Below are 26,475 nucleotides of genomic sequence, written 5' to 3' on the forward strand. Positions count from 1 at the left end.
CTTTTTTATTGTTAATAACATCTCACCACACATTTCCCAGACTCCCTGTTAACTACCTCCGAACTAACTGTTAGCTTACTCAAAACTTTTTCATATCCTTTACATTTAGCGCTTGAAGTATTAGTAATACTTTATTACCATATTGAAAGTTAAAATCTCGTTAAGGTTTTTAACAGATATTAAAAGTTTAAATTGAGGTTAGTCGTGAAAAATTTACATGTAAAAATGGTTTTATTAGCAGTGCAGGCAACATTGCTATTCGTTTTTGCATGGTTTAGTGCCAATGTTTCGGCCAAAACCATAGAAATAAAACATAACAAAGTTGCTGGTATTGGTGCTAAAGAAGAGTATCAATTTGGTTTGTTAAAGCTAGCGTTAAGCTATGATAAAGAAAACAGTTATAACTTTGTTGAATCAAGTCGATTCTTGCCACAAATCACTATGATTGAGCAGATTAAATCAGGTCAACTTGATGTTGCTTGGACCGGCACCTCTAACGAGTTAGAGCAACAGTTAATGCCGATCCGCATTCCGCTATATAAAGGTTTGTTAGGTCATAGAATTTTTATTATTCGCCAAGGTGATCAAGCAAGATTTGATCAAATAAACACCTTCGAACAATTAAAAACCTTTACCGCTGCACAAGAGCGCACTTGGGCAGATACCACAATATTACGCAGTGCTGGCATACCCGTAATAGGTACGCGCAGATATGAAAACTTATTCTATATGTTAGAAGGTGGGCGTTACGATTATTTCCCACGAGGTGTGCATGAGCCTTGGTCGGAAATAAGTGCACGCCCTCACCTGCCATTAACCGTTGAAAAACACATATTGGTTAAATATCCAATGCCAGCGTATTTATTTGTAAATAAAAACAATGTTGCCTTGGCAAACAAAATTAACGACGGCCTGATGCAAGCTATTGAAGATGGCAGCTTTAACGACTACTTTTTTAGTAACCCTATGATTAAAGATGTAATTGCTAAAGCTAATTTAACAGACCGTGTCATGTTTGAAATTAACAATCCAAATATACCTAGCAGTACCCCGTTTGATGATAAAAGACTTTGGTTAGATATTAACGAGCTATAAGGAATACAAATGAAAGTGCTAAACAAACAGAATTTAAAATTATTGCCAATTTTATCGGCGTTATTGGTTGGCTGTAATGCGACTGATTCAAAAACAGCTGCTACTGCAGTTCAGGGTCCTATGAATATTAAATCTAGTTATTACGCAACTCTGCCTAATGGTGAAGTTGTAAATGAATATACCTTAACCAGTGATGCGGGTTTAGAAGTATCAATTATTAGCTACGGCGGTATTATTACCTCACTTAAAGCACCAGACCGCAACGGTAAATTAGCCGATGTTGTATTAGGTTACGATTCTATTGATGGTTATTTAACTGATACTAATTACTTTGGAGCGTTAATTGGCCGCTACGGCAACCGTATTGGTAAAGGTCAATTTGCTATTGATGGGGTTAAATACCAATTAGACACCAACAATGGTGAAAATCATTTACACGGTGGTCATCAAGGTTACGACAGCAAAAACTGGGCGGTAACCCCTTATGAAGCCGACGGTCATGTTGGCTTAAAAATGCAATTAATTAGCCCAGATGGCGACGGTGGTTTCCCAGGTAACGCAGCTATTCAAGTTGATTATCGTTTAGTTGGTAATGAATTAGTGATGGATTACAAAGCCACTGCCGATAAAAAAACCCATATTAATTTAACTCAACACAGCTATTTTAACTTAGCTGGCGAAGGTGATATTTTAGATCACAAATTAACCATCCCAGCTCAATATATTACCCCTGTGGATGCGGGTTTGATCCCAACTGGTGAATTTATGCCAGTACAAGGCACGCCGTTTGATTTCACTTCAGCTAAGGCTATCGGTAAAGAAATCAATGCTAAAGATCAACAACTAGAATATGGTTTAGGTTACGACCATAACTGGGTGTTGAACAAAGAGCATACGGGTGAATTTAAATTATCAGCCAAACTAGAGCATGAAAAATCAGGCCGTGTATTAGAAATTTATTCTTCTGAGCCTGCAATTCAGTTCTACTCAGGTAACTTCTTAAACGGCACAGCTAAAGGCAAAGGCCGTACGTTTGAACATAGAACGGGTTTATGTTTAGAGCCACAACATTTCCCAGACAGCCCTAACAAACCACACTTCCCTTCTACTCAAGTTAATCCGGGTGAAGTGTACCAAATGAAAATGAGCTTTAAGTTTTCAACTAACTAAGCTTAAAGAATTCAACAAAATTTAGAAACGGGCGCAAGCCCGTTTTTATTGTCAGCCGCTTATAAAACATAATATTAAAGCAAACAAATCAAAGAGATAGATATGACTAATAAAATCAAACTATCAGCCATCACGCTGGCGTTAACAGCCGTGTTATCGGCTTGTGGCAGCAACACTGCACAGCAAATTTCCATTGAAAGTCCAAACAAAAACATCAAAGTAGATGTCAGCCTAAATAAACAAGGTGAAGTGGAATACAGCGTTTATAATCAAGGTCAATTGGTGCTTGAACCATCCAAGCTTGGGGTTATGCTCGAAGGTTACACTTTCGACAACACACTCACAGTTGCGAACAAATCAAAAGCAACAATTTATCAAGATAACTACAGCTTATTATCTGCAAAAAAACACAATATTGAATACACAGCAACCAGCCAAAGTTTGACCCTAAACAATGCACAAGGCCAACAATTACAAATTACCTTTAATGTTTCAAACGATGGTGTTGCATTTAAATACTCGATTGAAGGTGAAGCTGAACAAGCTTATCAATTTGTTGATGAGCTCACCGAATTTGATTTAAAAACAGATGCGAGTGCATTTATTCAACCTATCGCAGTAGCGCAAACTGGTTGGTCAAATACCAATCCAAGTTATGAAGAACACTATTTAATTGATGTGCCAGTTGATACTAAGTCACCTACAGGTGCAGGTTGGGTATTTCCAGCATTATACAAAACAGACAATACTTGGTTAGCTATCTCTGAAACTGGTATTGATAGACATCATCACGCAAGTCGCCTAGCACCTGAATCACCTGAAGGGGTTTATACAATAGACCAACCTATGGCGGCTGAAGTCTTCACCAATAAAAAATTATTGGCTAATGGTACTTTCCCGTATCAATCACCATGGCGAATTATTTCTTTAGGTGATTTGGCGACAGTTGCAGAATCAACTTTAGGCACAGATTTAGCCAAAGCCAATCAGCTAGAAAATATCGATTTTGTTAAGCCAGGTGTATCATCATGGAGTTGGGGTTTATTAAAAGACGATTACACAATTTATTCTGTGCAAAAAGAATTTATCGATCACGCTGCAAATATGAACTGGCAATACACACTAGTCGATGCAGATTGGGATAGAAAAATTGGTTTTGAAAAACTGCAACAATTGGCAGATTACGCCAAAAGTAAAAATGTTGGATTATTTGTTTGGTATAACTCTTCTGGTGAGTGGAACGAAACACCATATACACCAAGACATAAGTTATTAGACAAAGATCAACGACTAGCTGAATTTTCTAAATTAAAGAAAATGGGCATTGCGGGTCTTAAAATTGACTTTTTCGCTGGTGATGGCCAATCTATGATTGATTACTACATAGATATCTTAGAAGACGCAGCTGATTTTGAACTTATGATCAACTTCCACGGTGCGACTTTACCTAGAGGATTAAACCGTACCTACCCTAACCTTATGACAGTTGAAGCTGTACACGGTTTAGAAATGGTCACCTTCTTCCAAAATTCAGCGGATAAAGCGGCAAGCCATAGTACTGTTTTACCATTTACGCGTAATTTATATGATCCAATGGATTACACACCAACAACTTTCAATGAATTAACTGGTGAAATTAAGCGTAAAACCACTAATGCATTGGAGTTAGCACAAGCTGTGTTATTTGTATCAGGCGTACAACATATTGTTGAAACACCTGATGGTATGCCTTCTGCGCCATATTATGCGATAGATTTACTCAAACAACTACCAGCCAGTTGGGATGATTCTAAATACATTGCAGGCACGCCGGGCAAACTAGCAGTATTTGCACGTAAAAAAGGCAACCTCTGGTATATAGCTGGTATCAATGGTGAAACTACAGCTAAAGATATTGAGCTAGATTTAAGCTTCCTCGGCAGCAATACAGGACGTATTATTCAGTCAGGCGAAGGTTATGGAAACATGATCATGTTTGATATGCAAATAGGTGCAAAAACCAAAGTATCATTACAAGGTAACGATGGTTTTGTTATGGTTGTTTCTGAAGGACAACAAGCTCAGACTTTCAAGCAGAAATAAGTTAGCAATAACTCATAGTATTAATAAGACACGGTTGTTTAACCGTGTCTTATTTAAAACAAGCTACTAGGCTACTCTTCGTTAGGCTCAGCGTTTTCTACGCGACTCTTCAGTTTTTGCCCCGGTCTAAAGGTTACGACTCTACGAGCAGTAATTGGAATATCTTCACCCGTTTTAGGGTTACGACCCGGCCTTTCACCTTTGTCACGTAGGTCAAAATTGCCGAAACCAGACAATTTAACCTGTTCACCACTTTCTAAAGCAACACGAATTTCTTCAAAGAATATTTCAACTAACTCTTTGGCGTCGCGTTTATTCATACCAAGCTTTTCAAACAAATGTTCTGCTATTTCGGCTTTTGTTAATGCCATACCTAATCTCTCAATGTAGCACCAAATTGGGTGTTTAAGTGTTCAACAACCTTGTCAACGATTGCCGAGATTTCTTTCTCTTCTAGCGTCTTCTCTACCGCTTGCAATGTTAAAGCGATTGCATAACTGATTTTATCAGCAGCTATCCCTTCTCCTTGGTAGACGTCAAACAAGTTTAGTTCAACTAGTTGATTTCCGCCAACTTTTTTAATTTCGTTTAACACTTTACCAACTTGGACAGATTTATCCACTACAAAAGCTAAATCGCGTCGGTTAGACGGGAATTTAGAAATTGCTTGAGCAGCCGGTACCTGACTTGTTAGCAATACATCAGTTAATAGTTCAAATACGAAAGTTTTTGGTTTTAAACCAATTTTCTTCGCCACTTCTGGGTGTACTGCACCAATAAATCCTAAATACTGGCTATTTTTATAGATAGCAGCAGATTGGCCAGGATGCAAGGCAGAATGCGATTCTATTTTAAATTCATATTCAGCTTTATTATCAAGCTGTTGCAATAATGCCTCAACGTCACCTTTGATATCAAAGAAATCAACTGGGCGTTTTTCTAATGTCCAGTGCTCGCCATGGCGTAAACCTGTGATAGCGCCAGCCAATACGCGTGTTTGGCGAATACCGTTCTCGGCATCTTTATCAGGGGTAAAGATTAAACCTGATTCAAATAACTGTAAGCGGCTTTGCTGACGGTTGGCATTGTAAATTACTGCTCCTAACAAACCAGCTAAACAGGATAAACGCATTGCTGACATATCCGCAGAAATCGGATGTGGTAATACTAAAGCTTCAGCATTGTTGTGTAAGGCATCTTGCTTTTTCGGATCAACAAACGAATAGGTAATAGCTTCTTGATAACCTAAAGTAACCAAACAGCTTTTGGCAAAATCTAATGATTTAACCGCTTCTGGTTTAGCACTCATATTCAACTGCGCAACTGGGCGCTGCATAGGGATATTGTTATATCCATAAATACGTGCAACTTCTTCGATTAAATCTTCTTCAATCGAAATATCAAAACGGTAACCTGGAATAACAGCATTCCAGCCAGCTTCGGTTGTTTCAACTGTTAAACCTAAGCGGTTCAGCATTTCAGTTACAGCATAAGCCGCAATCTCAATGCCTAATTTAGATTTAAGCTTAGCCGCACGTAAAGTTACACTTTTAGCTTGAGGCAATGCACTTGCAACTTCAGCAGTAGACACTTGCGCAGCTTGGCCACCACAAATATCTAAAATTAATTGCGTAGCGCGTTCAATGGCTTGTAGCTGAATACTTGGGTCGACACCACGCTCAAATCTGTGTGATGAATCTGTATGTAAACCGTATTGGCGTGCTTTACCCATCATAAAATCAGGCGCAAAAAATGCACTTTCCAATAAAATGTCTTGGGTCGATTCTGTTACACCTGAGTCTTGACCACCAAAAATACCCGCTAAAGCAAGTGCCTTAGTTTTATCGGCTATCACTAGAGTATCAGCTTTTAAACTAACTTCTTGGCCGTCTAACAAAGTGAGCTTTTCACCGTCATTGGCTAAACGTACAACAATGCCACCTTCAACTTTGTTCAAGTCAAACGCGTGCATAGGTTGGCCTAACTCCAACATAACTAAATTAGTTACATCAACAATCGGGTCAATTGAGCGAATGCCACTGCGACGTAATTTTTCAACCAACCACAAAGGTGAAGCTTTTGCTACATCAACACCTTTGATAACTCGGCCAGCGTATTTAGCACAAGCCTGCTCAGCTGCTAGTTCAATTGATACAGGCGCGTCGATACTCGCAGCAACTGGTGAGATAACCACAGGCGTTAAGTCATGGTTATTTAATACGCCAACTTCACGCGCTAAACCTTGAATGCTTAAACAATCTGCACGATTTGGGGTTAAGTCAACTTCAATTGATACATCGTCTAATTGTAAGAATTGACGAATGTCTTGACCAATTGGTGCATCTGCAGGTAATTCAATTATGCCTGGCGCTTCTTCAGCTAAACCTAATTCAGCTTCAGAGCACAACATACCAAACGAAGGCACACCACGTAATTTTGCTTTTTTAATTTTAAAATTGCCTGGTAACACAGCGCCAATAGTTGCAACCGCAACTTTTAAACCTAAACGACAGTTTTTAGCACCACAAACTATGTCTAATAACTCGTCTTGACCAACATCAATTTTGGTCACTTGTAATTTTTCTGCATCTGGGTGCGGTCCACATTCAACAACGTGACCCACTAGCACACCACTAAATTCACCAGCTACTGGCTCTACAGCATCAACCTCAAGGCCGGCCATAGTAATTTGTTCGACTAATTCTTGCTGGCTAACGTTCGGATTAACCCATTCTCTTAACCAAGATTCGCTAAATTTCATATTCTCTCCGACAATTCCTAGTTAAACTGTTTTAAAAAACGTACGTCATTTTCAAAAAATGAACGCAAATCGTTTACGCCATAACGCAACATAGTTAAACGCTCTACCCCAATACCAAAAGCAAAACCTGTATATTGTTCAGGGTCGATATTTACGCCTTTTAAAACGTTAGGGTGAACCATGCCACAACCTAGGATTTCTAACCATTTGCCATCTTTAGTTTTTACATCTACTTCAGCTGATGGTTCAGTGAATGGGAAGAATGACGGACGGAATCTAACTTCCAACTCTTCTTCAAAGAAGAATTGTAAGAAATCAAACAAAATGCCTTTCAATTGCGCGAAAGTGACATCTTTATCTACCAATAAACCTTCAATTTGATGGAACATTGGCGTGTGAGTTTGATCGTAATCGTTACGATATACACGGCCAGGAGAAATAATTCTAAGTGGCGGTTGCTCAGCTTCCATAGTGCGAATTTGCACACCAGAAGTTTGCGTGCGCAAAACTAACTTAGGATTAAAATAAAAGGTATCGTGATCAGCACGCGCTGGATGATTATCAGGAATATTCAAAGCATCAAAGTTATGCCAGTCGTCTTCAACTTCAGGCCCAACACGGGTTTGGAAACCTAAATCAGCAAAAAACGATTCTACACGTTGAATGGTTTTTGACACTGGGTGCAAACCACCCGCGCTTACTTCGCGGCCTGGTAAAGTAATATCAACACTTTCTTCAGCTAATTTTTTGTCTAATTCAGCTTGTTGGAACGCATCACGCTTATCGTTTAACAAAGCTTGAACTTGCTGTTTAGCTTGATTGATAGCTTGGCCAGCTTTTGGCTTTTCTTCAGGTGGCAATTTACCCAAAGTTTTCATTTGTTCGGTAAAAAGACCTTTTTTACCCAAATATTGCACTCGAATTTCATCTAGTGCTGCTAGGTCATTTGCTTCTGTGATAGCAAGCTCTGCCGCTGCTACGATAGCATCTAAATTCATTAAGAATTTTCCCCAGAATTAGCTTGAAAAATAAACCGCGTATTTTAACTGATTTAACGTAAAAATGTAGTCAAATATCAGCAAATTAGCGATTTTGCTAAGAATAGTCGGAAAAGGGGTTTCTGTGTATTGGAAAGGCAGATATGTGAAGTGGAGTAGATACAAAAAAGGGGCTGTGTTAACCACGCCCCTTTCAACAAAAATCAGTATTTTGATAAACGAATTAAGCTAAAGCTTCTTTCGCTTTTTCAACTAAAGCAGTAAAAGTTGCTTTGTCATAAACTGCGATATCAGCCAAAATCTTACGATCGATTTCAACAGAAGCTTTTTTCAAGCCATTGATGAAACGGCTGTATGATAAACCGTTTTGACGTGAAGCAGCGTTAATACGTGCAATCCATAATTGACGGAATTGACGTTTACGTTGACGACGGTCACGGTATGCATATTGACCAGCTTTAGTTACAGCTTGAGTAGCAACACGGAATACACGGCTACGAGCACCGTAATAACCTTTAGCTTGCTTTAATACTTTTTTGTGTGCTGCGCGTGCAACTACACCACGTTTAACTCTAGGCATTATTCAGTCTCCTATCTTATGCGTATGGCAACATGCGAACGATCAATGGAACATCATTTTGATGAACTTGAGTTTTCGCACGAAGGTGACGTTTACGCTTAGAGCTTTTCTTGGTCAAAATATGACGCAAGTGTGATTGTTTGCATTTAAAACCGCCATTAGCAGTTTTTTTGAAGCGCTTCGCAGCACCTCTATGGCTTTTGATTTTTGACATTGAGTTTACTCCGCATTGTCAATTTACATTATGCAGCAAGGCGTGTTAGTTAAAAACTAACAACTTTAAGCCGTTACTACTTCTTAATTGGTGCCAACACCATGATCATTTGACGCCCTTCAACTCGAGTCGGGAAAGATTCCACTTGAGCCAAGTCAGATAAGTCGTCTTTGATACGATTCATCATATCAATACCGATCTCTTGGTGTGCCATTTCACGACCGCGGAAGCGAATTGTTACTTTAGCTTTGTCACCATCTTCTAAAAAGCGCGTCAGGTTGCGTAGTTTTACCTGATAGTCGCCTATATCAGTTCCAGGTCGGAATTTAATCTCCTTAACCTGAACCTGCTTTTGCTTTTTCTTCTGCTCTTTAGCAGATTTACTTTTTTCGTAAAGAAACTTGCCATAGTCCATCACTCGACAGACTGGCGGTGCCGCATTCGGACTTATTTCAACTAAGTCTAACTTAGCTTCATCTGCCATTTCTTGTGCTTGACGCAAACTAACAACACCAGCTTGCTCACCATCCGCGCCAATTAAGCGCACTTCTTTAGCATCGATCTCATCGTTAATACGAGCTTTGCCTGCCTCTGGGCTTTTTTTACCACCTTTAATGGTTCGTTCCTCCACGAAAATTATAATTTTTTACAGTCAACATCGCCTTTTAATAACGCAACTGCGTCATCAATTGACATAACACCTAGGTCTTCACCTTTACGGGTACGTACTGCAACTTGACCATTCTCTAATTCTTTATCCCCAACAACTAACATGTATGGGATACGCTTTAAAGTATGCTCGCGGATTTTAAAGCCAATTTTCTCATTTCTCAAGTCAGCTTTGGCTCTAAATCCATTTTTGTTCAATATTTTAGCAATATTTTCGCAATATTCGCCTTGTTTGTCGGTAATATTGAGAATAACCGCCTGACATGGTGATAACCACACAGGGAAATGACCTGCATATTCTTCAGTTAAAATACCGATAAAACGTTCAATTGAACCTAAAATCGCTCTGTGTATCATTACCGGAACTTGGCGATCATTGTTTTCAGATACATAACTTGCACCTAAACGACCCGGTAGCGCAAAGTCTAGCTGAATTGTGCCACATTGCCATGCTCTATCTAAACAATCGTACAAAGTAAATTCGATTTTAGGACCGTAGAATGCGCCCTCACCTGGCTGAAGGTCAAATTCAATACCATTGGCTGTTAATGCTTCAGATAGTGCTTGTTCTGATCTATCCCACATAGCATCATCACCAATACGCTTTTCAGGGCGAGTTGATAATTTCACCGCAATGTTTTCAAAACCAAAAGTTTTATAAGTGTCGTAAACCATACGGATACAATCACTCACTTCACTTTGAACTTGCTCTTCAGTACAGAAAATATGTGCATCATCTTGGGTAAAACCACGTACACGCATTAAACCGTGTAATGCACCCGATGGTTCATTTCGGTGACAACAACCAAATTCAGCCATACGCAATGGCAAATCTCGGTACGATTTTAAACCTTGATTGAAAATTTGTACGTGACCAGGACAGTTCATTGGTTTAATTGCATATTCACGCTTTTCTGATTCAGTCGTAAACATGTTTTCTGCGTATTTATCCCAGTGACCTGATTTTTCCCAAAGTACACGGTCCATCATCATTGGACCTTTCACTTCTTCATAATCGTATTCGCGTAATTTCTCACGCACAAAATCTTCTAGCTCACGGTAGATAGTCCAACCATCATTGTGCCAGAACACCATACCCGGCGCTTCTTCTTGCCAGTGGAACAAATCGAGAGCTTTACCAATTTTTCTATGGTCGCGTTTTTCAGCTTCAGCTAAACGGTTGATATAAGACTTTAATTGTTTTTTATCTGCCCATGCTGTGCCGTATACACGTTGCAACATTTTATTGTCAGAATCACCGCGCCAGTATGCACCAGCAACTTTCATCAATTTAAAATGCTGACAGAATTTCATATTAGGAACGTGTGGGCCACGACACATATCTGTGTATTCTTCGTGGTGATATAACGCTGGTTTATCATCTTTAGAAATATTTTGATCTAATATTTCCATTTTGTACGGTTCGCCACGCTGTTCAAACGCATCACGCGCTTCTTGCCAGCTCACACGCTTTTTCACAACGTCATAGTTGGTTTTAGCCAACTGTAACATGCGTTTTTCTAGCGCTTCGATATCTTCTTGGGTTAAAGATTTTTCTAAATCGACATCGTAGTAAAAACCATTGTCTATGGTTGGACCAATTGCCATTTTTACGTCAGGGAAAAGCTGTTTAATTGCATGACCTAATAAATGCGCACAAGAGTGTCGAATAATTTCTAAGCCATCTTCATCTTTGGCTGTGATAATTTCTAACTTAGCGTCTTGTTCAATTAAGTCACATGCATCAACACGTTGACCGTCTACACGGCCAGCAATAGTTGCTTTGGCCAAACCAGGGCCAATTGATTCAGCAACTTGCATTACTGTTACAGCTTGCTCAAAAGCTCTTGTTGAGCCATCAGGAAGAGTGATAATAGGCATTGTCTTTCCTTTACCAGTGGTGACACCTACCAAGTGCCACTTGTTTATATTAGTTAGCAGAATTTCGAAGCCGAGTATGATACTCATATCTAAAAGCAATTAAAACAAGCAAGTTAGATAATTTTCTAGAAATATGCATATTCAAATTGATTGGGTATATTGACTTATATTTGTTATATTGCGCCGCCTAAAATAAATGTATGGACGGGTTGGTAGTTATGTCGAACTTAAATGATATTGCAAAACTTGAATTGACAGTTGAGCAATTGAGTATTGAGGAAAAATTAACAAACTTTGAATACTCAAGCAAAGACATAAGCAAAAAAGCCTTGTTACCCCAGTTAAGCGCTTTTGTTAGCCTGATCCAAAAGGTAACTCAGCCAGTACATTTGTTGTGTGGCCAACCACAAACAGCCCAACTGTTATCTTGGTTAGGATTAAACAATCAGCTTATTTCTAATTGTGGTAAAGAAACCTTATTTGGCCGCTTTAAACATACTGCCAGTGGTAAAGCACATTTTTTTACTGGCGAGATTTTTGAAAGTGACAGTGATTACCTTATTTTCTCTGCTCACCTATTATTACAAGATTTAGATTGCGCTGATTTATTGATTAAAACTGCGGTCGCCGATGTTTTTGATACTCAATGGTTAACCAAAGATTACCAACAAGCTGAGTTTAAACAACTTAGACACAGTAAAATCAAACTAGATAAAACTATAATTATTTTGGGTGATTACGAATCTATCCAACAACTCTTGTACGTATGTCCTGCGCTTGTACAAATTAGCCATGAGCGCATTCACGAAGCTGATTACGCGGTAGAGGTTAATCAAACAACATTAAATGCGCTTTACACCCTACTCACTGATATATCTCACAAGTTTGACGACATAGCATTTAACGCTTTGGTTTGGGCGCTCGCGCGCAAATGCGAAGACCAAAAATGGATGTCAATTGACTTAAATTACATAGAACAGATTCAACAACGCATAGGCCAAAATATTAACCAACAGAGCATTGAGCAAGTCGTACGTGAATTAGAAGGTTTTAACGCAACCGCACGTTTGTTTAATTATGAACAAATTAAAAACAACAGTATTAAAGTGGATTTTACCGGCGCTGTTGTTGGTCAGATAAATGGTTTGACGGTTGTTGAAACAGCCTTAGCTGAATTTGGCGAGCCTTCGCGCATTACAGCCAATATATTTGTCGGTGAAGGTGATATTAGCGATATTGAGCGTAAGTCAGATTTGGGTGGGAATATCCATGCAAAAGCTATGATGATTTTGTCATCTTTCGTATCAAAAGTATTTGCGCGTAACGAGCCTTTACCTATTTCTTCTAACATAGTCTTTGAACAGTCATATCACGAAGTGGATGGTGACAGTGCGTCACTTGCAGAGCTTTACGCTTTGTTATCTGCTATTGCTAACCTGCCAATTAAACAAAACATTGCGGTAACTGGCGCTATGGATCAACTAGGGAATGTATTGGCAGTTGGTGGTGTCGATTTAAAAATTGAAGGTTTTTATACATTAGCAAAACTTAAAGCGCCGTCAGAAGAGCATGCTGTCATAATTCCTAAAGCAAACATTGCTAATTTAAACCTGACCAGTGAAATAAAAACAGCGGTCAACAACGGTACTTTTAAAATTTATGCAATTGACCATGTAACTCAAGCTGCAGAACTTCTGACCGGAAAAGTAGCGGAAAATGATGAACATAAAGGTCTGTTCGATTTGGTTCGGGCTGAATTAGACAAATTTAGCCAAGAGCACGAACAAACACCTTCAATTTGGCATAAATTAACCAAGATTTTTAATAAATAGTAATTAATTAGCTGCTCAGACTTGTTTAGCGCACACGTGTTCGCTAAAGTATGCGCCGAATTTTAAACAAATATTGACTTAGCCTATATGAAACAAAATAGTTTTGATAAAGAAGGCCTATTGGCATGTAGCCGTGGCGAACTTTTCGGCCCAGGTAATAGCCAACTTCCTGCGCCAAATATGTTAATGATGGATCGCATTACTGCTATCTATGAAGAAGGTGGTGTTGCTAATAAAGGCTACATTGAAGCTGAATTAGATATTACACCAGATCTATGGTTCTTTGATTGCCACTTCCCTGGTGATCCAGTAATGCCGGGTTGTCTTGGTTTAGATGCTATGTGGCAATTGGTTGGATTCTTCTTAGGTTGGTCTGGTGGACCAGGTAAAGGCCGCGCGTTAGGTGTAGGTGAAGTTAAATTTACTGGCCAAATTTTACCAACTGCGAAAAAAGTTACTTACCGTATAGATATGAAGCGTTTAATTAAGCGTAAGTTATTTATGGGTATGGCTGACGGAACTGTTGCTGTTGATGGCAAGGTAATCTACGAAGCGAAAGATTTAAAAGTTGGTTTATTCCAAGACACTTCTGGTTTTTAATACTTCTTTACAGAAATTTTAATCCAGATAAGAAAAAAGCCCTTACGGGCTTTTTTCTTACTTTCCTCCAAAAAACGAAACTCTGTCATCTACCGCCGTTCGCCATCCACCCAACCATTGGGCTCTAGTATCAGTTTCCTGATACGGACAACATTCTTTAGTTTTACCAGTTAGACCTGCTTGATAGCCTTTAGACTGAGCTCTTTCTAAACGATCACGCTTTTGTCTTTTCATTTAAGCAATTCCTTAATCCGTTTTTGGTTTTTGGATATTTAATTTGAAGTAGCGCTTTTACTGCGTCTTCACTTTCAAATTAGCTAAATTAGCTGGGCATTGCAACTGACAATTTTGCTGGGGACTGGTTACTTAACAAACACAAAATCAAGTAACCAGCTGATTAGATGGAAGTTTCTACCACTTTACCTGTGGTCAATTACGTTAGATCTTTTTTCTATTAGAAAGCGTGTTTTTAAACAAAAATGTAATAAAAAATAAACCTAAGTAAAACCAAGAGCTTGAAGCGCCCTTACGTTTTATTTTTGCTTCTTCTTCAGGTAATACACATGAATAACGACCTTTGTCATCAGGTAACAATCGCACACTATATTCAACCTGCTCACGTGCCAACTCACCTGTTGAAGCATCTGTATACTCTTGCTGCATAATATTACGCGCAGTACGATCAAAGGAAGCGTGCGCCAAAATAATACCGTCATTGTTAATAGCAACCGCATCAACTATTGTCATGTCTGTATCACAAGTTAACAAATCATTTAGATCAAACATTTCATCTGTATCTGTGTAATAGACAAAACCATGTTTTGGTGTTAATCCACCAGATAAAGTAGAAGTTTCTGTTTGGCCGACAATTACATTTTGATTATTGATTGCTCTAGCAGAAGTGTTTGCACTAACAGCAAAGTCATCTATTTTTTGGACGACAGTATCTGCAGAGTTTAAATCATAGTAAAAACTCTTACGTACAGAGCTTAAACCGGCCAAATCTATCATGGTGCCAACAACTATATTGTTATCATTGATATCTACTGCTCTACTTTCACGGTAGGTTTGTGGATTGGTAATGATATGTACGTTACCTTCATGGAATAAAGCTGCTTGCAATCGGACGACCTCGTCAACAGTAACCACGTGAGAATCACCTACTGCATATCCTTCATTATTAACCGCGAACGCGCGACTGTAATAACTTGCTTGGTTGACAGTTGCACTATCATCTAACGCTATGCCCAAATCAACTGGTTGTGAAACTTCACCATTGGCATTTACTTTCCACATTAATGCATGTGTTTTAAAGTAACTACGTTGATTAGCAATATTGCCGTTAAACGCACTCCACAAACAAATATCTTGAGGTTTTGGATTATCTAAGTCTAGATCATCTGCAGCTTTACAAGCCAACTCTAATGACAAAGCACTAGTCGTTTCCGCTACTGACCCATAACCAACAACCCACCCCGAATCAGATACATCCGTTGCATAACTCACACCACCTACAATTTCATCGTAAGGAGGTAACAACTCAATCACACGATTTTTTGTTTTAACAAAACCTCGACGGATAAAATTAGGCATTAACCAAGTTTCATCATTAAATTCAATTCGGCTAAAAGTCGAACTTGAATCACCAGCTATCCAAGAAAGGTTGTTGATAGCTCGTGCTTGTTCGTTATTAAAGTAAGATAACTCGTCTGTTTCTGGATTAATTGAATCGAAAATGACTAACTCTTCACTTTCATTATCTTTTGCATACGAAGAACGATACGAAGCAACTTGTTGATAACGCCCGTCGTTTGCATTAGAGCGCAGGTAATTAAGCACAGAGGTCAAGCTAGCCGCATTAAAATTACCTTTTTTGACACTTTCCAAATAACTAACGTTATTCACACCTGATAACGATAAAGTAATTGCGTAATCAAGATCACGGTCGTCAAAATCAAGTAAAGACAAATCAACAGGATGCTCAAAAATAGTCAAGTTAACCGACAGAACTTCGCCACTATCGTTCATATCAATAGGAAAGCTCTCTTTAAACTCTTCGGCTGTACTAATAGTTTCTAAGCTGTAGTTAATCGCGTCGGCTTGTGCAAATGCACTAGCACTAGCGGTTAGTAAGGCAATCGATAATTTTGTTAGTTTATTCATCATTTAATTATTCTGTAAGCTTTCTAATTCTTCCCATTGCTCAAAAGCAGTTTCTAACTCAGCTTCAACTTTGGCTAATTCATCTAATTTAGCTTGGGTGTAACTTTGTTCTTTACTGAAAAACTCTGCTGAATTAATTTCTAATTGCAAAGTTTCTATGTTGCTTTCAAGTTGTTCAATGGTTTGTGGCAAGGATTCTAACAAACGTTTCTGCTTATACGACAGTTTTGTTTTGTTATTTTGTGTTTTTTCGACTGGCTCAGGGCTTTTTGGTTCAGCTTTAACTTCTGTTTTTTTATTTGTTTGCCCTAGCGTTTGGTTTCTTTGCGTTATTGTTGGCACAATAACATCATAACCACCAACAAATTCTTCAATCACACCATTGCCATGGAAGTAGTAACTTGAAGTAACTGTATTGTTCACAAATTCACGGTCGTGCGATACCAATAATAAAGTACCAGAGTATTGGTCTAATAACTCTTCTAATAACTCTAAAGTTTCTACGTCCAAGTCATTTGTTGGCTCATCAAGCACCAATAAGTTAGCTGGTTTTAAAAACAATTTAGCCAACAATAAACGGTTTTTCTCACCACCAGATAAAGATTTAACTGGCGAGCGCGCGCGCTGTGGACTAAACAAAAAGTCTTGTAAATAACCTAAAGCATGGCGTGTTTGCCCGTTAAAAACCACATCCTGTTTGCCATCAGCAACATTGTCCATCACCGACTTTTCTTCGTCTAACTGCGAACGATATTGGTCAAAATACACCACATCTAAATTGGTTCCGACTTTAATAGTGCCCGAATCAGCGGTTAATTGACCCAAAATCAATTTAATAAAAGTAGATTTACCACAGCCATTTGGCCCAACTAAACCAATTTTGTCACCACGTACAATTAAGCCGTTAAAGTCAGTAACAATTTTTTGCTCAGCAAACGAATGATTTAACCCTTGAATTTCAGCTACAACCTTACCTGAACGTTTGTCTTCTTCTAACTTGAGGTTCGCTGTACCTTGCACATCACGACGTGCAGCTCTATCACGGCGCATTTGTTCTAAATGGCGAACACGTCCTTCGTTACGGGTACGTCGCGCTTTAATACCTTGACGGATCCAAGCTTCTTCTTGTGCAAGTTTAATATCAAACTTTCTATTGGTTTCTTCTTCTATTTTTAGGTATTCAGCTTTATCAACTAAATACTGATCATATCCGCGCTCAAAACGGATCAGCTTGCCACGATCTAAATCTAAAATTGAGTCTGACAAATTGCGGACAAACGCCCTATCATGCGAGATAAAAACCACTGCACCATTAAATTCTTTTAAGAAGTTTTCTAACCAAGCAATAGATTGATAATCCAAGTGGTTAGTTGGTTCGTCTAACAATAAAATATCCGGCTCTACCACCAAAGCACGGGCTAAAGCGACTTTACGTAACCACCCACCTGACATTGAGGTTAACAAAGTATCTGATGACAAACTCAAGCGAGAAATAACTTGCTGAATTTTTGGCTCTAATGACCAAGCATCCAATTTTTCGATTTGCTGTTGTATAGCTGACATTTTATCTAAACAGGCATCGGCTTGACTGCTCAACGCATAAAACTCGCCTAATGCTTTGCCAGCTTCGCCTAAACCTTCGGCGACATATTGATAAACAGTGCCTTGGGTATTACGCGGTGGATCTTGTGGCAAACGCGAAATTACTGTACCTGCACGTAAATTTACTTCACCTGTATCTAAATTCTGCTCACCACTGATCACTTTAAGTAAAGTTGATTTACCCGTGCCGTTGCGGCCTAAAATTGAAATTTTTTCACCTTTGTTTATTTGTAACTCAGCACCATTTAAAAGTGCATGGTCACCAAAAGCTAAATGACCATTGGTAATTCGGTATAAATTCATATTAGTTATCTAACCACTCAATCACTTGCTGCTCGTCAAACGGCCAATTTAAACATTCTTTAGTTAAGCTATCTTGCAATACAGGTATGCGTTCACCAAACTGCTCAACCATTTTTTCATCATCTGCAATATCTATTAAAACGATATGCTCTGCTAAACCTATATTAGCCAATACCTTAAAGGCAACTTCACACAAGTGGCAGCCTTCTGTGCCTAGCAATAATAATTGTGTTTGTTCCATTGTTATTTCTGTGGCTTAAATAAACGCCAAGCTTGGCGGATATTCGCTTTACGCTTAAAGTCGAACGGCATAGTTTTATGGGTTAAGTCTTGCCACTGTAATCCCATTTCTGCTAACGCTTCTTCATCTAACTTAAACGAGCGTAAATTGTTTGAGAAATAAATATCACCACCCGCTTTTAAGTGCTCTAACGCTAAACGGATTAATTGCATGTGATCTCTTTGCACATCAAAATCATTAGCTAATTTTTTTGAATTAGAAAAACTAGGTGGATCAATAAATATCAAATCAAATTGGTTATTGGTGCGTTTTAACCAGTCGATACTATCCATAGCAACAAACGGATGCCAAGCTGAATTAATACCATTTAACTCAAAATTTTGTTTACCCCAATCCAAATACTTTTTCGACAAATCGACCGAAGTCACTTGAGTTGCACCACCTAAAGCAGCATGCACACTGACACTACAAGTATATGAAAATAGATTAAGTACAGATTTACCACGACTCACTTCACCAATCAGTTTGCGCATATCTCTGTGGTCTAAAAACAAACCTGTATCTAAATAATCATATAAGTTTACATTAAATAGCGCTTGACCTTCGCGCACTGTCATTACTTCGCCACGATCTGCGGCTTTTTTGTATTGCTCGTTGCCTTTTTGCTTTTTACGCACTTTAAGCGCAATTTTGCTAGGGTCAGTCCCTAATACAAACGGCGCGGTTAACAATACTTCGTTTAACCTAGCTTGAGCTTTTTCTTCTGGAATGCTTTTAGGGGCAGCATATTCATAAACAACTAATGTGTCTTGATAAATATCGATAGCAACATTGTAGTTGGGTAAATCACCATCATATACACGGTAACATTCGGTATCAGCCTGCCTTGCTTGTTTGGCAAATTGTTTGAAGTTTTTCTTTAAGCGATTTTGAAATTCAAGCGCTAAACCTTCACGCGGATGAGTTGCATCTTGCGCAGCTTCTATTTGGTAATTCGCCACTATACAATCAAGCGCGGCGTTTTTAACTTTGTATTTTTTATTAGCCGACAGTTTTAAGTAGCGCAAAGCATCAACTGCGGATGAAATCACAGTTAATGACCACCCAGCATGTTGCTGTTTAATATTGTGGCCAAAATCTAAATACAAATGCGCAATCGCTACTTGGTCTTCTAACCTTTCGCCATAAGGTGGATTAGACACGATAAAACCTGTTTCTGATTTAACTTTTAACGTGTGTTCTACTGCATTTTGTCTTTCAAAATGAATATACCCTGCAACACCTGCATCTTCGGCATTTTGCCTTGCAACCGTTAATTCGCGGTTATTAATGTCAAAACCGTATAATTGAAAATCTGCATCAACAATGATTTTCTCATCATACTCAGTTTTAATTTGTTCGAACAAAGCTTTGTTGTGCGACAGCCATGCATCAAATCCCCATTTACGGCGATATTGTTGCGCGGGCATTTGGCAAGCCATTTGTGCCGCTTCAATTAACAAAGTACCTGAGCCACAGAAATAGTCGACTAACGGCGCTGATGGATTATCCAACCAACCACTGCGCATAACCACAGCTGCAGCAATATTTTCTTTAATTGGTGCTCTACCGGCTTGCGTGCGGTAACCGCGTTGATGCAAACTCGCACCAGAAAAATCTAAAAAGATATGCGCTTGTTTTTTAATTAAACGACCTTGAATACGAATATCTGCGTTTGTTTTATCAACATTTGGTCGACGGCCAATTTCTTCGTTAAACAAGTCACAAATCGCGTCTTTAATCACTTGGGCACTAAATTGGGTATTGCGCAAAGCATCATTGGTGCCGTTAAAATCAACACTCAAAGTCACTTTGTCGTTGAATTGCATTGGCCAATCAACTGATTGAGTAATTTTGTATAAATCGTTTTTATTGACACAATCACCACTAGCAAGCTCTAACAATACTTTATTGGCTAATCTTGAGGTATAACAAAGGCGGTAAGCCTGCTCCATAGTGCCTTCAAACCAAACTGAAGATACTGAGAGTTTAATATTTTCGATGCCAAGTGCGGTTAATTCACTTTCAAGTAAATTTTCTAACCCTTTGGATGTTGTGACTAAAAACTTTGCCATTGTTTACCTCAATAATGTTGAGGCGGCATTATACCCTAGCTGCTTTAGATTGCGACTAGATAACGCATATTTAAAAATAAAACCAATGCTTTAGTTTTAATTCGGTTTCAGTAGTGTAGCCCATAGCTTTTGCGGTGACAGTGCCAGTTTCATCTAACCAATAATAACTTGGAAAAGCACTGACATTAAATGCTTTGGCAACACTTTGTTCCCCGAGGTATACAGGAAAACTTAACTCGTGTTCAACGACAAAATCTTTCACTTCATCGACTGTTTGATAACTTAATGCAACAACCAATAGATTGACCTCACGCTGATGCGACATGTATAAGCTTTGCAGGTTATCTATACTTAAATGACAAACACTACACCAAGGTGCTATAAAATAAACTAAAGTTGGTTTTTTATTGTTTTGCAGTTGTATATTCACCTCTGCCAATTGAATTGTTAAATTATGATCAATTTGACCTTGAACTGTTAGCTGGTCGATTTGATGGCCTGACTCCAGCATATTGCGCGACTGAAACCAGAAAATAGCCAACATTATTAATATTATAAAAATCGCTTCATACGCCCATTTTGCAATTCTTTTTAACCACATTTTGGTTTATCCTTAGTTCTAAACAACAGCGAGTTGCCGCATTATATAATTATAAACAACGGAGAGAGTCTCTTGAACAAGACCCGTTTATTGCCTTTTTGCTTTCTACCTTTAACATTTTTATTCGGCTGTGACCAAGGTGTTACCTTAAAATCAATTTGTGAAAATACCCCACAATTTTGCGAAGATTTAAATGACGACGCTTGGTGTAAAAAAGAACGCAAAGAAGTGATATTCGGCCGCTATAATGAATCAATAAATCCTAGTGACCAAGTAAGATTTAAACTTATTATGGATTTTGAAAAGTACTCTAGCTGTGTTGAAAAAGCCTCGTTTATTGAACACATCAAACTTAAAGATAAACAAACCGGTCGCGTAAAAGGATTCGTGACCTCTGTGCGCGAGTTAGAGCGCTTATCTAAAATAACAGCTGACAGCCAAGATCCAAACTTATTGTATTGGCATTGGTCACGTAACGGCGATGAAGATGCAATGAGCCGATTTCTCGGGTTACGCGATAGCGGTATTTTACAAACCCCAGAATTACAATTTAAGCTTGCGACCTATTACGTTAAATTCGACCGCGATTTAACCATAGACACTTTGTATCGGGCGTTGGAACTCTATAACGAAGGCGACAAGATCAACCCAGAGATTTTAAATACACTGAGCACCTTGTATTTAAAAGAAGAGAAGTTTAAACATGCTTATGTTTGGGGAAAACTTGCTAAAGACTTTGGTGTTAGTGATATAGATTTAGCACCGCTTAGAGCTGTATTGAGAACCGAAGGCGTACCAATTTCACAACTAAATGACTTAGCGAGTGAATATGAAGCTTCGCTAGAATCAGGTACTTTTGAACCGCCTAAAAGGTAAACTACCTTTTAGGCTGCACGACATGAGCTTTATTCTTTAGCTAAAACGTATATTACGCATTTTATCAGCTAAAGCTAAAATCACCTTTTCAATGGTTGCTGACGCAGCAAAAGGTAATTTTTCCAATACATTTTTTGTAACTGAAAACTTAACTTGATAGACGTCGGCGCTGTCAATTTGGGTTAACAGATAATCATCACTGGTTTGTAAGTCATCAACTAAACCAAGTGATTTAGCTTGCGAAGCCATCCAATGTTCACCCGTTGCAACTTTTTCTACTTCTAATTCAGGGCGGAATGAACCTATGTGTTCAACAAACAATTGGTGAATTTCTTCCAATTCTGCTTTAAATTTCTCTCGTGCTTTATCGGTATTTTCACCAAACATAGTTAAGGTGCGTTTGAACTCGCCGGCTGTGATTTGTTCAAATTCAATATCATGCTTTTTCAAAATTTTATTAAAGTTTGGTAGTTGGGCAATTACGCCAATTGAGCCAACTATAGCGAATGGTGCAGCAATAATTTTATCTGCGACGCACGCCATCATATATCCGCCACTCGCTGCTACTTTGTCAATTGAGATAGTTAGTGGAATATTCTTTTGTTTTAAGCGCGCTAACTGGCTTGCTGCTAGTCCGTAGCCATGCACAACACCACCACCACTTTCTAACTTAATTAATACTTCGTCTTGCTCAGTAGCAACCGCCAAAATAGCTGTGACTTCTTCACGTAAGTTTTCAACTTCTTGTGCATCAATGCCAGATTTAAACTCAACCACAAACAAACGTTTTTTATCATTGTTGTTTGTTTGTTTTTCATCATCTGATTTTTTCGCATTTTCTTTTGCTAATTTTTTTGCTGCTTTTTGTGCTTCTTTCTCAGCTTGTTTAGCCGCTTTTTCTTTGTGTTTAAGTTGCTCTTTAGTCAAAAGACGTGCTTCTAGTGCATCTTTCATTTCTTTAAATTTTTCAGATAGGTTGGTTAATTCCAACTCGCCCTTTTTATTTTTTGCAGATTTTTTGCTTTGTGCCACAGCAACTAAAATAACTAGGATAGCGACAACAAAAGTTATGGTTTTTGCTAAAAACAAACCATAATCGTATAAAAATTCCATGCTAAACACCTTTAAATTTCATAATGTTACAAGCTTATCATAAGCATTTAAAAATCAGTAGATTTAAACGCTGATCAAAATTCAACCACCAACTTTTTATGATATTTTTCATACACTTAAAACATACCCACATATAAACCCACAAAAATATCCACACCTTTGGTGGATAAACAATTTACCAGCCTAACCTTTAGGTTGTTTTTAAATCAAACTTGAATATTTATTCGCCATTTGGATATAACAATTATGTAGTCTTATTGAGTAATTCATTTTATTCGAATTTCTTGCGAAAGCCGGCTCAATTAACACGCACTTTTTGACAGTTTTTTGTCCATTTAGTTTTTTACAAACTCGCACTAATCATATGCGATCACTTTTTGATCAGTTTTTATTTTAAATAATTTCAACAACTTAAAAGTTACCCACTAGCTAATACACATACTTATCTACAGTTTCTGTTAGTTATTTTATAACTCTGATGAAGTTATGCTAATTTACTCTTCAACAACTGTCTTTTGTGAGTAAAGATCCCTAAAAAGGCTAAATAACGAAAAGTTATCCACATTACCCACAAGATTTATTGATCTATTTGCTGATATTTTAAACGAGAAAATAAAGTTGAAGATCATAAAAACAGAGTTGAATAACAGCCGTTAACACGCTGCCTTTAAAAAAACCACTAATACCTGTAGATTAGTAAGTACGACAATTGTTTATTTTTGCTAGTTCACCCTTATGGCACTTTCTGAGCAGACTGCAATATTAACCCAACAAGCCCTATGGCGAATCGCCGCGCCATGCAATGGCCATGTGAATAATATATCTAACCATCCAAGTAATTTGATAAGCCACCAGTTAGCGGGTGAAGGTGTATGCATTGAAATATACGGAGAGCAATTAGTTAGCCCAGTTGATGGTGTGATTGTATTTATAGAGCCACTATTAATTATGTTACGGATAAAAACCGCTAAAGGCCTGATTGTTGAAATTAGGCTACCAGACATAGTCAAAGATATGATGCGCAACGGCTTTAAACTTATGGCTACCGAGCAGCAACAAGTAATTACAGGCCAAGTATTATTGACATTCCACCGGCAAAAGCTGCTCAGTTTGCAAAACAAACTACACAGCAATAAAAAGCTCCACCTATCCATGACCTTGCCTAACTTACCTAGCCAATATGTAGTACAATGCCACTTTAACAAAGTAACCGCCGCACAAGACTTTTGTATAGAAGTTTATCCACCGGCAGATCGATCTCAGGAGCAAACGTGTTAGTTGTATATGGTATTCCTAACTGCGATACAGTTAAAAAAGCAAAAAAATATTTAGAAGAAAACAATATTGAATTTCATTTCCACAATTTTAAAAAAGATGGTGTGGATAAAACACAAGTAGAAGCTTGGTTGAGTCAAATCCCAGCCGACGTGTTAATCAACAAACGTGGTACAACGTGGCGCGCTTTGCCAGACGAGACTAAACAGAATTTAACCGCAGAAGTCGCAGTTGAACTGGCACTGCAAAACCCATCTATTATTAAACGCCCTGTGGTTGATAACCAAGGTCAATTTAGTGTTGGTTTTAAAGCCCAAGATTGGGACAAAGCATTTTTAAGCGAGTAAGTTTTCATGTCTGAAGTTATTGATATTTTAAAAGACCTTATTTCTCGTCCGTCAGTTACCCCTGAAGACGCTGGCTGCCAAGAGTTTATGGCTGACTACTTAAAAGCATCAGGTTTTGATATCGAATCTATGGTGTTTGACGATACAACCAATATGTGGGCGCGCAAAGGCAAAGAAGGCCCAGTATTTTGTTTTGCCGGTCATACTGATGTTGTACCAACAGGGCCACTAGATAAATGGCATACACCGCCATTTGAACCAACTGAAATCAATGGTTATTTACATGGCCGTGGCACAGCGGATATGAAAGGCAGCTTGGCAGCTATGTTAGTGGCAACACGACGTTTTGTGGAAAAACATCCAGATCATAAAGGCTCTATCGCTTTTTTAATCACAAGTGATGAAGAAGGTCCATTTATCAATGGTACAACCCGTGTTATCGACACATTGGAAGCGCGTAACGAAAAAATCACTTGGGCTTTGGTTGGTGAACCTTCGAGCACACATAAAGTGGGTGATGTAATTAAAAATGGCCGTAGAGGTTCATTAAGTGGTGATTTAATTGTCAAAGGTGTGCAAGGGCACGTTGCCTACCCTCACCTTGCAACAAACCCTGTTCATCTAGCAGCACCTGCGTTAACTGAGTTATCACAAATTCAGTGGGATAAAGGTAACGATTATTTCCCACCGACTAGCTTCCAAATTTCTAACATCAATGCTGGCACAGGTGCAACTAACGTTGTTCCTGGTGAAATGCATGTACAGTTTAATTTTAGATATAGCACAGAAGTAACAGCTGAAATTTTGGTTGAACGTGTACACAGCATTTTGGATGCGCACGGTTTAGACTATGACTTGGATTGGACTTATAACGGCTTACCATTTTTAACCGACAAAGGTTTATTGGTTGAAGCTGCAGTAAAAGCAATTGAAGACACCACACATATTACCCCAGAGCTTTTAACCACAGGCGGTACTTCTGATGGCCGTTTTATTGCGCCTACTGGTGCGCAAGTAGTTGAGCTAGGGCCGGTGAATGCAACCATTCATAAGCTCAATGAATGTATCAAAATGGAAGACATAGAGTTGCTGACAGATATGTACGAAAAAATTCTGATTAACTTATTGGCAAATGACTAAGCCTGTTTTTAATCAGCAACAATTAATGGGGTTGGATACAAGTCATTTAATCGAGTTGTATCCAAACCATTTTGTCCACAAACAAGTTGCTGAGCCGATAAAAGCTTTGCAACTTGCGGCTCAAAATGCTGGTTTTGATTTGCGCCTTGCCAGCAGTTTTAGAAGCTTTGAGCGCCAGCAGCTTATTTGGAACGACAAAACACAAGGTAAACGTCCTGTATTTAATCGCCAGCAACAGCAAGTTGATTTAAGCAAATATTCTGAAATTGAATCGATAAACAAGATCTGCATTTATAGTGCAATTCCAGGATTCAGTCGCCATCATTGGGGAACAGATTTTGATGTCTACGACGCTAAGCAGTTCGATGCAGAAAACCGACCACAGTTAACAGCTGATGAATACCAAACGGGCGGCCCAAACTACCCCATGTATCTGTGGCTATTAGAAAACATGAGTAAATTTGGCTTTGTTCACGTATATACAGGTAATCAACAAACAGGGGTTGCCGCTGAGCCTTGGCATATTAGCCATTTACCAACGGCACAAATTGCTCAACAAGCTTTCAAACTGGCGGAATGTAAACAAATTTTATCAGAGCAATCTCTAGCATATAAACAAACTCTGCTAGATAATTTAGCTGATTTATATCAAACCTATGTAGAGGCGTATTATGTCTAGTTGGGCGATCGCAGCCATTATCATTTTAGCTTTATTATTTATTCTGGGTCCTATTGTCAGTTTGATGGGCTCGGGCAAATTTAAAATGCCAAAAGATTTTAAAAATACCCAAGGATATGATCAGGATAAAGACAAATAA

Annotated in this window: 25 protein-coding genes; 11 read left to right on the plus strand and 14 right to left on the minus strand. The window is 38.5% G+C overall.

The annotated features are described in order from the left end of the window. Positions 1 to 204: 204 nt before the first annotated feature. From ACMZOO_RS01035 to ACMZOO_RS01045, 3 genes are all read left to right on the plus strand, one after another. On the plus strand, positions 205 to 1,095 hold the full coding sequence (locus tag ACMZOO_RS01035) for a transporter substrate-binding domain-containing protein (protein ID WP_016955030.1): 891 nt from the start codon (positions 205 to 207) through the stop codon (positions 1,093 to 1,095). 9 nt (positions 1,096 to 1,104) lie between these two features. Further along, positions 1,105 to 2,265 carry an aldose epimerase family protein gene (locus ACMZOO_RS01040; RefSeq protein ID WP_440904859.1) on the plus strand — a complete coding sequence of 387 codons (1,161 nt, stop codon included), beginning with the start codon at positions 1,105 to 1,107 and terminating at the stop codon, positions 2,263 to 2,265. Positions 2,266 to 2,367: 102 nt separating this feature from the next. Next, entirely contained in the window at positions 2,368 to 4,347 is a 1,980-nt protein-coding gene (locus tag ACMZOO_RS01045; protein ID WP_440904861.1) for a glycoside hydrolase family 97 catalytic domain-containing protein, read from the plus strand. Between the two features lie 71 nt (positions 4,348 to 4,418). On the opposite strand, the gene ihfA is transcribed toward ACMZOO_RS01045, so the two are convergent. The 7 genes from ihfA to thrS form a co-directional block, all read right to left on the minus strand. Beyond that, on the minus strand, positions 4,419 to 4,718 hold the full coding sequence (gene ihfA / locus ACMZOO_RS01050; RefSeq protein WP_016955027.1) for an integration host factor subunit alpha: 300 nt from the start codon (positions 4,716 to 4,718) through the stop codon (positions 4,419 to 4,421). A gap of 2 nt (positions 4,719 to 4,720) precedes the next feature. Further along, complete coding sequence (gene pheT, locus ACMZOO_RS01055) at positions 4,721 to 7,108, minus strand: phenylalanine--tRNA ligase subunit beta (RefSeq protein ID WP_440904862.1); 2,388 nt, start codon at positions 7,106 to 7,108, stop codon at positions 4,721 to 4,723. Positions 7,109 to 7,125: 17 nt separating this feature from the next. Further along, positions 7,126 to 8,106 (minus strand): phenylalanine--tRNA ligase subunit alpha, encoded by a 981-nt coding sequence (pheS, locus tag ACMZOO_RS01060; protein ID WP_440904864.1) that lies wholly within the window; start codon positions 8,104 to 8,106, stop codon positions 7,126 to 7,128. 223 nt (positions 8,107 to 8,329) lie between these two features. Beyond that, entirely contained in the window at positions 8,330 to 8,686 is a 357-nt protein-coding gene (gene rplT / locus ACMZOO_RS01065; protein WP_440904865.1) for a 50S ribosomal protein L20, read from the minus strand. 16 nt (positions 8,687 to 8,702) lie between these two features. After that, positions 8,703 to 8,900 (minus strand): 50S ribosomal protein L35, encoded by a 198-nt coding sequence (gene rpmI / locus ACMZOO_RS01070; RefSeq protein ID WP_016955023.1) that lies wholly within the window; start codon positions 8,898 to 8,900, stop codon positions 8,703 to 8,705. 76 nt (positions 8,901 to 8,976) lie between these two features. Further along, positions 8,977 to 9,531, minus strand: coding sequence for a translation initiation factor IF-3 (infC, locus tag ACMZOO_RS01075; protein WP_440904868.1), 555 nt, complete (start codon positions 9,529 to 9,531; stop codon positions 8,977 to 8,979). A 5-nt stretch (positions 9,532 to 9,536) separates the two neighbouring features. Further along, complete coding sequence (gene thrS / locus ACMZOO_RS01080; RefSeq protein ID WP_440904869.1) at positions 9,537 to 11,450, minus strand: threonine--tRNA ligase; 1,914 nt, start codon at positions 11,448 to 11,450, stop codon at positions 9,537 to 9,539. A 218-nt stretch (positions 11,451 to 11,668) separates the two neighbouring features. Between thrS and ACMZOO_RS01085 the strand changes: the two genes are divergently transcribed. Further along, on the plus strand, positions 11,669 to 13,282 hold the full coding sequence (locus ACMZOO_RS01085) for a S16 family serine protease (RefSeq protein ID WP_440904870.1): 1,614 nt from the start codon (positions 11,669 to 11,671) through the stop codon (positions 13,280 to 13,282). An 87-nt stretch (positions 13,283 to 13,369) separates the two neighbouring features. Continuing rightward, positions 13,370 to 13,882 carry a 3-hydroxyacyl-[acyl-carrier-protein] dehydratase FabA gene (gene fabA / locus ACMZOO_RS01090; protein ID WP_440904872.1) on the plus strand — a complete coding sequence of 171 codons (513 nt, stop codon included), beginning with the start codon at positions 13,370 to 13,372 and terminating at the stop codon, positions 13,880 to 13,882. Positions 13,883 to 13,939: 57 nt separating this feature from the next. Here fabA and rmf read toward each other — a convergent pair whose 3' ends face one another. The 6 genes from rmf to ACMZOO_RS01120 form a co-directional block, all read right to left on the minus strand. Beyond that, positions 13,940 to 14,116 (minus strand): ribosome modulation factor, encoded by a 177-nt coding sequence (gene rmf, locus ACMZOO_RS01095; RefSeq protein ID WP_016955018.1) that lies wholly within the window; start codon positions 14,114 to 14,116, stop codon positions 13,940 to 13,942. 204 nt (positions 14,117 to 14,320) lie between these two features. Next, positions 14,321 to 16,048, minus strand: a complete 1,728-nt coding sequence (locus ACMZOO_RS01100; protein WP_440904874.1) for a DUF3466 family protein — start codon at positions 16,046 to 16,048, stop codon at positions 14,321 to 14,323. Beyond that, positions 16,049 to 17,950, minus strand: coding sequence for an ATP-binding cassette ATPase Uup (uup, locus tag ACMZOO_RS01105; protein ID WP_440904875.1), 1,902 nt, complete (start codon positions 17,948 to 17,950; stop codon positions 16,049 to 16,051). It lies immediately after the preceding gene. Between the two features lies 1 nt (position 17,951). Then, complete coding sequence (locus tag ACMZOO_RS01110; RefSeq protein WP_440904876.1) at positions 17,952 to 18,191, minus strand: glutaredoxin family protein; 240 nt, start codon at positions 18,189 to 18,191, stop codon at positions 17,952 to 17,954. A 2-nt stretch (positions 18,192 to 18,193) separates the two neighbouring features. Then, positions 18,194 to 20,305: a bifunctional 23S rRNA (guanine(2069)-N(7))-methyltransferase RlmK/23S rRNA (guanine(2445)-N(2))-methyltransferase RlmL gene (rlmKL, locus tag ACMZOO_RS01115; RefSeq protein ID WP_440904877.1), complete on the minus strand. Its 2,112-nt coding sequence runs from the start codon at positions 20,303 to 20,305 to the stop codon at positions 18,194 to 18,196. Between the two features lie 70 nt (positions 20,306 to 20,375). Then, positions 20,376 to 20,906, minus strand: a complete 531-nt coding sequence (locus tag ACMZOO_RS01120) for a TlpA family protein disulfide reductase (RefSeq protein WP_440904879.1) — start codon at positions 20,904 to 20,906, stop codon at positions 20,376 to 20,378. 72 nt (positions 20,907 to 20,978) lie between these two features. Here ACMZOO_RS01120 and ACMZOO_RS01125 point away from each other — a divergent pair, with 72 nt between their 5' ends. Continuing rightward, positions 20,979 to 21,782: a DUF2989 domain-containing protein gene (locus ACMZOO_RS01125; RefSeq protein ID WP_440904880.1), complete on the plus strand. Its 804-nt coding sequence runs from the start codon at positions 20,979 to 20,981 to the stop codon at positions 21,780 to 21,782. A 36-nt stretch (positions 21,783 to 21,818) separates the two neighbouring features. Here the strand turns inward: ACMZOO_RS01125 and sohB are convergent, their stop codons facing one another. Continuing rightward, positions 21,819 to 22,895, minus strand: coding sequence for a protease SohB (gene sohB, locus ACMZOO_RS01130; protein ID WP_440904881.1), 1,077 nt, complete (start codon positions 22,893 to 22,895; stop codon positions 21,819 to 21,821). Between the two features lie 735 nt (positions 22,896 to 23,630). Between sohB and ACMZOO_RS01135 the strand changes: the two genes are divergently transcribed. From ACMZOO_RS01135 to ACMZOO_RS01155, 5 genes are read left to right on the plus strand one after another with little or no spacing between them, the layout of a single operon-like run. Continuing rightward, positions 23,631 to 24,173 carry a PTS glucose transporter subunit IIA gene (locus ACMZOO_RS01135; RefSeq protein WP_440904882.1) on the plus strand — a complete coding sequence of 181 codons (543 nt, stop codon included), beginning with the start codon at positions 23,631 to 23,633 and terminating at the stop codon, positions 24,171 to 24,173. Next, positions 24,167 to 24,517 (plus strand): arsenate reductase, encoded by a 351-nt coding sequence (locus tag ACMZOO_RS01140; protein WP_440904884.1) that lies wholly within the window; start codon positions 24,167 to 24,169, stop codon positions 24,515 to 24,517. Before ACMZOO_RS01135 ends, ACMZOO_RS01140 begins: the two co-directional genes overlap by 7 nt. Positions 24,518 to 24,523: 6 nt before the next feature. Continuing rightward, on the plus strand, positions 24,524 to 25,657 hold the full coding sequence (gene dapE, locus ACMZOO_RS01145) for a succinyl-diaminopimelate desuccinylase (RefSeq protein ID WP_440904885.1): 1,134 nt from the start codon (positions 24,524 to 24,526) through the stop codon (positions 25,655 to 25,657). Then, positions 25,650 to 26,336, plus strand: coding sequence for a M15 family metallopeptidase (locus ACMZOO_RS01150; protein WP_440904886.1), 687 nt, complete (start codon positions 25,650 to 25,652; stop codon positions 26,334 to 26,336). Before dapE ends, ACMZOO_RS01150 begins: the two co-directional genes overlap by 8 nt. Continuing rightward, a complete protein-coding gene (locus ACMZOO_RS01155; RefSeq protein ID WP_440904887.1) occupies positions 26,329 to 26,475 on the plus strand; it encodes a DUF2897 family protein in 147 nt (48 codons plus the stop codon). The genes ACMZOO_RS01150 and ACMZOO_RS01155 overlap by 8 nt, the downstream gene beginning before the upstream one ends.

The organism is Catenovulum sp. SX2, from assembly GCF_052056295.1.
In the GTDB taxonomy this organism is placed as follows: Bacteria; Pseudomonadota; Gammaproteobacteria; order Enterobacterales; family Alteromonadaceae; genus Catenovulum.

Coding starts and splice junctions, on each gene's coding strand:
- ACMZOO_RS01040 (WP_440904859.1), top strand. CDS start 1,105: ATGAAAGTGCTAAACAAACAGAATTTAAAATTATTGCCAATTTTATCG.
- ACMZOO_RS01045 (WP_440904861.1), top strand. CDS start 2,368: ATGACTAATAAAATCAAACTATCAGCCATCACGCTGGCGTTAACAGCC.
- ihfA (WP_016955027.1), bottom strand. CDS start 4,718: ATGGCATTAACAAAAGCCGAAATAGCAGAACATTTGTTTGAAAAGCTT.
- pheT (WP_440904862.1), bottom strand. CDS start 7,108: ATGAAATTTAGCGAATCTTGGTTAAGAGAATGGGTTAATCCGAACGTT.
- pheS (WP_440904864.1), bottom strand. CDS start 8,106: ATGAATTTAGATGCTATCGTAGCAGCGGCAGAGCTTGCTATCACAGAA.
- rplT (WP_440904865.1), bottom strand. CDS start 8,686: ATGCCTAGAGTTAAACGTGGTGTAGTTGCACGCGCAGCACACAAAAAA.
- rpmI (WP_016955023.1), bottom strand. CDS start 8,900: ATGTCAAAAATCAAAAGCCATAGAGGTGCTGCGAAGCGCTTCAAAAAA.
- thrS (WP_440904869.1), bottom strand. CDS start 11,450: ATGCCTATTATCACTCTTCCTGATGGCTCAACAAGAGCTTTTGAGCAA.
- ACMZOO_RS01085 (WP_440904870.1), top strand. CDS start 11,669: ATGTCGAACTTAAATGATATTGCAAAACTTGAATTGACAGTTGAGCAA.
- fabA (WP_440904872.1), top strand. CDS start 13,370: ATGAAACAAAATAGTTTTGATAAAGAAGGCCTATTGGCATGTAGCCGT.
- rmf (WP_016955018.1), bottom strand. CDS start 14,116: ATGAAAAGACAAAAGCGTGATCGTTTAGAAAGAGCTCAGTCTAAAGGC.
- ACMZOO_RS01100 (WP_440904874.1), bottom strand. CDS start 16,048: ATGATGAATAAACTAACAAAATTATCGATTGCCTTACTAACCGCTAGT.
- uup (WP_440904875.1), bottom strand. CDS start 17,950: ATGAATTTATACCGAATTACCAATGGTCATTTAGCTTTTGGTGACCAT.
- ACMZOO_RS01110 (WP_440904876.1), bottom strand. CDS start 18,191: ATGGAACAAACACAATTATTATTGCTAGGCACAGAAGGCTGCCACTTG.
- rlmKL (WP_440904877.1), bottom strand. CDS start 20,305: ATGGCAAAGTTTTTAGTCACAACATCCAAAGGGTTAGAAAATTTACTT.
- ACMZOO_RS01120 (WP_440904879.1), bottom strand. CDS start 20,906: ATGTGGTTAAAAAGAATTGCAAAATGGGCGTATGAAGCGATTTTTATA.
- sohB (WP_440904881.1), bottom strand. CDS start 22,895: ATGGAATTTTTATACGATTATGGTTTGTTTTTAGCAAAAACCATAACT.
- ACMZOO_RS01135 (WP_440904882.1), top strand. CDS start 23,631: ATGGCACTTTCTGAGCAGACTGCAATATTAACCCAACAAGCCCTATGG.
- dapE (WP_440904885.1), top strand. CDS start 24,524: ATGTCTGAAGTTATTGATATTTTAAAAGACCTTATTTCTCGTCCGTCA.
- ACMZOO_RS01150 (WP_440904886.1), top strand. CDS start 25,650: ATGACTAAGCCTGTTTTTAATCAGCAACAATTAATGGGGTTGGATACA.
- ACMZOO_RS01155 (WP_440904887.1), top strand. CDS start 26,329: ATGTCTAGTTGGGCGATCGCAGCCATTATCATTTTAGCTTTATTATTT.